The organism is Achromobacter sp. 2789STDY5608621 (assembly GCF_001299375.1).
Taxonomy (GTDB): Bacteria; Pseudomonadota; Gammaproteobacteria; order Burkholderiales; family Burkholderiaceae_B; genus Achromobacter; species Achromobacter insuavis.
The window spans coordinates 187,536-188,688 of the sequence record NZ_CYTU01000003.1; the positions used below are offsets into that span (position 1 = coordinate 187,536).

Sequence of the window (1,153 nt, forward strand, 5' to 3'; positions counted from 1 at the left end):
GGTTGCCGCGCAGCTGGTCCAGCGGCGTGTTGCGCACGGCGCTGGACAGATTGTTCAGGCCGGCCGCCACCGTGGCATGCGCCTCGCCCGACAGGCCCGAGAAGAAGCCTTGCGGCGCGCCGGCCGGCAGCGAAATGGCCGCGCCGTACACGCTGTGCGAGGCGGGCATCGATTCGACCGCGTTGGCCGCGGCGCGGGCATTGCGTCCCGACACCAGGTCGGCGAAGCGCAGCGGCGTGCCGCCCGTGCCCGGATCCACCGGCGTGACGGGGTCGACCGGGTCGACGGGGTCCACCGGCGGGACCCGCGCGCGCGTCAACGTCAGCGTCACCTGCTTGTCGTCGGCCGAGTAGGTAAGCGTCGGGGTCAGGTAGGCCAGGTCGGAAGTCACCCCGGCAAAGCGCGAGCCGACGAAGGTGCCGCTGGCGCTCAGCACGACCTGGCTGAAGTGTTCGCTGTACGCGCCGGGTTGCGCGGTCACCTCGACCGTGGCGCCGCCCAGCGCCGCCCGGCCGGTGACGTCGAGCCGGTCGAACGCGGCGGGCGTGGCGCGCACGGTGTAGATGCCGCCCGCGCCGAACGTCACATTGCCGGTGACCGCAACGGCGGCGGTCGCCCCGCCCGCCAGTTTGAGCCGATTGCCGCCCGCCGGGCTGAGCAGCACATCGCCAAGCGTGGTCGACCCCTGCGCCAGCGCCAGGGTATTGCCAGCGCCCGACAGCCAGATCGCCGTGCCGCGCGCATTGCGCGAGTCGAGGCCGGCGATGATCGTGCCCTGCTGAGTGACGATGGTGCCGTTGCCGGACACCCGCACGCCGACGCCGCCCAGGCCAAAATCGTACGCGCCGCTGGCCCCGGCGTTGCCGCCACGGATTTCACCAATGTTGAGCAGGCGCTGGTTGTCGGCAGCCAGGGCCACGCCCACGCCGCCGTCGCCGCCGCGGCCGATCCGGGGGACCGAGCTGCCGCCCTCGAGGCTGGTCACCTGGCCCCCGCCGCCCCCGCCGCCGCCCCATATCTGCCCGCTGTTCACCAGCACCGCGCCCGCGCCCTCGGCGACCACGCCCGCGCCGCCCTGGCCGCCGGCGACGCTGGACAGCGTCAGGGGCGGATTGACCCAGCCGCCCCAGTCGATCACTCCCCCGCCCCCGCC

General features: G+C 74.2%; 1 pseudogene. It reads right to left on the reverse strand.

Going from position 1 to position 1,153, the window contains the following annotated elements:
• Window positions 1-1,153 (reverse strand): annotated as a pseudogene (locus tag AOZ53_RS34645) (autotransporter outer membrane beta-barrel domain-containing protein); the annotation flags it as partial.